Source organism: Kitasatospora sp. NPDC002551 (genome assembly GCF_040296005.1).
In the GTDB taxonomy this organism is placed as follows: domain Bacteria; phylum Actinomycetota; class Actinomycetes; order Streptomycetales; family Streptomycetaceae; genus Kitasatospora.
This window is the reverse complement of the sequence record NZ_JBEOWI010000132.1, coordinates 1-4,840: the sequence shown is the minus strand read 5'-3', so window position 1 is coordinate 4,840 and position 4,840 is coordinate 1. Positions and strand designations below refer to the sequence as shown.

4 protein-coding genes and 1 pseudogene are annotated in these 4,840 nt (G+C 73.6%); all 5 read left to right on the top strand.

From position 1 onward, the window contains the following. Positions 1 to 957: pseudogene (locus tag ABT093_RS40370) on the top strand (hypothetical protein); the annotation flags it as partial. Positions 958 to 1,091: 134 nt separating this feature from the next. Beyond that, positions 1,092 to 2,123 carry an AAA family ATPase gene (locus ABT093_RS40365; protein ID WP_350572498.1) on the top strand — a complete coding sequence of 344 codons (1,032 nt, stop codon included), beginning with the start codon at positions 1,092 to 1,094 and terminating at the stop codon, positions 2,121 to 2,123. A 106-nt stretch (positions 2,124 to 2,229) separates the two neighbouring features. Continuing rightward, positions 2,230 to 3,783 (top strand): DNA phosphorothioation system sulfurtransferase DndC, encoded by a 1,554-nt coding sequence (gene dndC, locus ABT093_RS40360; protein ID WP_502884430.1) that lies wholly within the window; start codon positions 2,230 to 2,232, stop codon positions 3,781 to 3,783. Further along, positions 3,780 to 4,163, top strand: coding sequence for a hypothetical protein (locus tag ABT093_RS40355; RefSeq protein ID WP_350572497.1), 384 nt, complete (start codon positions 3,780 to 3,782; stop codon positions 4,161 to 4,163). Before dndC ends, ABT093_RS40355 begins: the two co-directional genes overlap by 4 nt. 44 nt (positions 4,164 to 4,207) lie before the next feature. Then, positions 4,208 to 4,831, top strand: a complete 624-nt coding sequence (locus ABT093_RS40350) for a hypothetical protein (protein ID WP_350572496.1) — start codon at positions 4,208 to 4,210, stop codon at positions 4,829 to 4,831. Positions 4,832 to 4,840 lie beyond the last annotated feature (9 nt).

Sequence of the window (4,840 nt, the reverse complement as noted above, 5' to 3'; positions counted from 1 at the left end):
GCCCTGCGCGACCTGGTGCCCGCCGACATCGGCGCGGTGCGCAGCCGGCTCGCCCCTCCCGGAGCGCTCCTGGCCCATCACGGCCTGGCGACCCCTCAGCATCTCCAGGACGGGCGCCTGCTGCGCGTCTCGGCCGGCCTGGCCGCGTACAGCTCGGTGCCGCACTTCGTTCCCGGTCCGCTCGCCGAGGACGCCGCGACCACCGCGATGATGGACGCGCAGACCCGCGCGGAACTGACGCTGCCCGCGCCGTCGGTGCTGCTGTTCCACGACGGCGTGCCGTTCGACGCGGTGGCCGACGACAGCGACCTGCTCGAAGCCGCCGGAGAAGGGCGCCTGCCCCTGGGCGATGCGCCGGTGGTGATGGGCGGCGTGCTCACCGCCCGCGAAGACGGGCACCTGGACGAGGGCCTGGGCTGGCTCCTCACCGCGGCCACCGACCGGCGCAGCGGCACCCCCCTCTACTCCCTGGTGCCGGTGCCCTACGGCGGTCATCCTGCCGGGCGCGCCCTGTACGGCTACGCGGCGCTGCTGGCTTTCGAGAACTGGCGGCCGCCACCCGAGCTTCCCCGGCGGGACGGTGCGGGCCGCCGGGACAGGGAGATCAAGAAGCTCGCGCGGACACGGCAGGCCCGCGACGGCGCCTTCCACGGCGTCCATCTCCTCGACTACGAACCTCCGCCGGAGGAGCCGGCCGCGCGGACGCGCTCGGCCGCAGGGACGGGCGAGCTCACGGCCGGCACCTGGCGGCGCGCCCACGTCCGCCCGCGCGTGCGCTACGGGATCCGAGACGGAAACGGGCGCAAGGTCGGGCCGGTCTACAAGGAGAACGCCGTGCTCGGGGTGACCTACGAGTACCGGCACCGGTGGGTGGCACGGACCCGGATCAGGCCGGACCTGCCGCTCGCGGAACGGGAGACGGTGTACGCGCTGGGCGGCCCCGGCTGGAGGGCGTGAGGCCGCCCGATCGGGCTCAAGGCGGTTCGAGGCCGGGCAACTCACCATCGAGCATTGCTTAATTCAATGAGTACACGTATGGTGGATGCCGCCGGGCCGGGTTGCAGTCCGGCCGCCCCGAACCGGGAGTTGCAGTGATCACCACCATCGCGATAGACGGCTTCAAGTCCTTCCAGGACTTCGAGTTCGAGTTCCCCTCGGGCCCGCTCACCGTGCTGACCGGCCCCGCCGGCACCGGCAAGACCAACCTCCTCGACGCCCTCACCCTGGTCTCCCGGACCCTGACGGACGGCTGGGCGGCGGCCACCGCCTCCAGCCCCCGGCTGGCCGCTGACGCCCTCCTGCTCCAGAGCGAGCACGAAGGCCAGCCCAGGACCGCGCAGAGGATGCAGGTCACGGTGCAGACCCTGATGCCCGGCGCGGCCGGGCCGGTCTCGGTGGAACTCACCGCTTTCCGGGCCCCCGACGGTCGCACAGCCGTCCTCGACACCGCTGGCAGCGGCGTACGGACAGCCGCGCGGACCGGGGCGGCGCAGCGCCTGATTCCGCTGGACGGCGGAGGGCCGCTGATGGACACGCTCCGGGAGCAGGCCAGGAACTGGCAGACGGCGTCCGACGGTGCGAGCGACGCCGCTTCGATGCTCGGGCGGCTCGGCCCGGAGGCGGCGGCCCGGCTGCATGCGGACCTCGCGGCCCTGGTGCACGACTCCTGCGGCGTCCGGGCCGTCCAGGGACGGATCGAGGTCCGGATGGCGCACCGGGGCTGGGTGCCGACGGCCACGATGCCCGCCGGGGCGCTGCGCATCCTGAAGGTCCTGACCGCCTGGCACACCCGGCCCGACGTGCTGGTCCTGGACGGGATCGGGGAAGGGATCCACCCGAAGGCCGCCGCCGAACTGGTCCGGCGGACCTCCCGGCGGCTCGGCGCCCCCTCCTCGCCCTCCCAGCTGATCGCCAGCGCGCACGCCCTGGACCTGGTCAACACTCTGTCCGGCGGCGACCATCGCGCCGTGGTCGTGATCGAGAAGACCCACCGGGTCGACCCGGCGCAGCGGACCATCACGCCCGTCACCATCGCCCTGCCCGTCCGGGAGCCGCGGCCGCAGGAGGAGCCGGGGCACTACGTGCGGCCCTCCCGGCTCGCCCGGATGCTCAGCGCCGCGTGAACCCCGCCGGGGTGCCGGGCCGCTCCCGGCCTTGTTCCCCCGGCCCGCTCCTCCCGCCGCCGGCTCATGCTCGGCGGCCGCCACCCCGCGTACTGAAAGGTCAGCCATGCCCCCGCCCCCGCCCGTCCTGGTGCCCGGCCTCGGCCCCACCCGCCGCAGCCCGTTCGGCGACCTCACCCCCCACCAGTACCTGGAGATGCTGCTGGAGGAGATCCGGGAGCTGTACCTCGCCGACCAGGTGCCCTGGGTGGTCGGCTACAGCGGCGGCAAGGACAGCACCCTGGTCACCGCGCTCGTCTGGTGGGCCCTGGCCTCCCTGCCGCCGGAGCAGCGGACCAAGACCGTCCACGTGATCTCCACCGACACCCTGGTGGAGAACCCGCTGGTGGCCGCGTGGGTTGGCCGGTCGCTGGACGCCATGCGCGAGGCCGCCGCCGTCCAGCAGCTGCCGATCGAGGTGCACCGGCTCACCCCGGCCGTGGAGGACAGTTTCTGGATGTGCCTGATCGGGCGCGGCTACGCGGCGCCGAGGCCGAAGTTCAGGTGGTGCACAGAGCGGCTCAAGATCAAGCCGTCGAGTCGGTTCATCCGCTCCGTCGTCGCCGCCCACGGCGAGGCGATCCTCGTGCTGGGGATCCGCAAGGCGGAGAGCGCCGCGCGGGCCAAGTCCATGGCCCGCCACGAGAAAGGCCGCGTGCGCGAGCGGCTCTCGCCCAACGGCGACCTGCCCAACTCGTTGGTCTACAGCCCGATCGAGGCGCTGACCAACGACGAGGTGTGGATCTTGCTGATGCAGTACGACAACCCGTGGGGCCACAGCCACAAGGACCTGCTCGGCCTCTACCAGGGGGCGAGCCCGGACTCCGAGTGCCCGCTGGTGGTCGACACCACCACCCCCTCGTGCGGCGACAGCCGGTTCGGGTGCTGGACGTGCACGATGGTCAGCCAGGACAAGTCCCTGAAGGCGATGATCGCCAACGACGACGACAACGTGTGGATGCGCCCGCTGCTGGAGCTGCGCAACGCGCTCGACATCGACGACGACCGGCATCTGAGGGACTACCGCAGGTCGAACGGCTCCCTCATGCTCTTCCACGGCCGGCTGGTGCACGGCCCCTACACCCAGGCCGCCCGGGAGGACTGGCTGCGCCGGCTGCTGCGCGCCCAGCACCAGATCCGCACCCGCGGGCCCGAGTACGTGCGCGACCTGGCCCTCATCAGCCTGGAGGAACTGCACGCGATCCGCCACGAGTGGGTGGTCGTCAAGCACGAGGTCGAGGACCTCCTCCCGGCCATCTACCTGGAGGAGACCGGCGAGCCCTTCCCCGGCCCGGCCGTCCTGGACGGCGGCGTCGGCTTCGACGCCGACGCCATGGCCGTGCTGCGGGAGGTCTGCGACGGCGACGAGAGCCAGTACCAGGGAGTCCGCGCGCTGCTGGGGCTGGAGCGCCGCTTCCGCACCGCCGGTCGCCGCGCCGGCTACTTCGAGGCCCTGGAGAAGACCGTGGCGCGGTACATGTTCACCGACGAGGACGACGCCCTCCAGTACGCGATCACCCGCGACCAGATCCGCGCCGGCCTCTACGATCAGAGGGGCCCCGAGCCCCCGGGCGTAGGCGAGGACGACGGCAACCCGTACGGATCGAAGGAGAGTTCGTGACCCCGGCCGCACCGCACCCCGACCACCAGGGCCTGCCCGCGCTGTACACGGCCGAGCTGGCCGTGCACCGGGAACGCTGGCAGCTGATCGTCGTCGCACCGGGCCCCGAGGTCGTCGTCGACGCGCTCGACCTCGGCCCGGCCGACACCCTCGCCGCCGCCGACCCGGACGACCCCGGCCGCCACCTGATCGCCCCAAGCCCAGGCCCCCAGCCCGTCCCGCCCCTCAAGGAAGCGATCAGCCGCCTACCCGCGGCGGGCTACACCATCGACCCCACCGCCTGGGCCGACCCGGCCAAGCTCACCGGCTGGACCCAGGTCACCCACACCAGCTGGACCGCCCCCTGCCACCCGGCCGCGCCCGTGGCGCAGCGACCGTAGCGGCCAGGCCCCCGAAGAGCTTCAACGAGCAGGAGAGCAACGGCATGACGCCCGCCGAGCCCGATCCGGACTGCCCGGACTGCGCCGAGCAACTGGAGTACGACGCCACCAACGCCGTCTTCGCCTGCGGCAACGGGCAGTGCGCGGCCCTCGGGATGGAGCGGCCGGTGTGGAGCGCGCTGGAGGAGGCCGGGATGCTGCTCGCTCCGGTCACCGGGCTGCCCCGGCCGACGCGCCAGGGCCTGCCGGTTCCCTGGGTGACCCCGTGGAGCGCGGCGCGGGTGTGGTGGCGGGCCATGGACTCCCGGCTGCTGTCCCGCGCCCACAACGAGTGGCGCTGCCAGGTGTGCGGAGACCTCCTCCCCGAGCAGGCGTGGGTGCTGGCCACGCCCGCCGGCGTGGTGCTGCAGGCCGCGCTGCACCAGGAGTGCAGGGATCTGGCGCGGGCGGCCTGCCCGCACCTGAACGGCCCGGCCACCCGCAGCAGCGCCCACCTCGTCACCCGCGCGCAGTTGACCTCCAACGGCCGGCCGCTGCTCCAGGCGCAGCCCTCCGACCCGTACTTCCTCCAGCAGTGGGAACTGGCCGCCCCTTTGGGCCAGCCCGCGCACCCCGCACACGACGCCCCTTCCGGCCCGGCCGCCCCGGCGGCCGCGGCACCGGCCTGACGCCCGTCC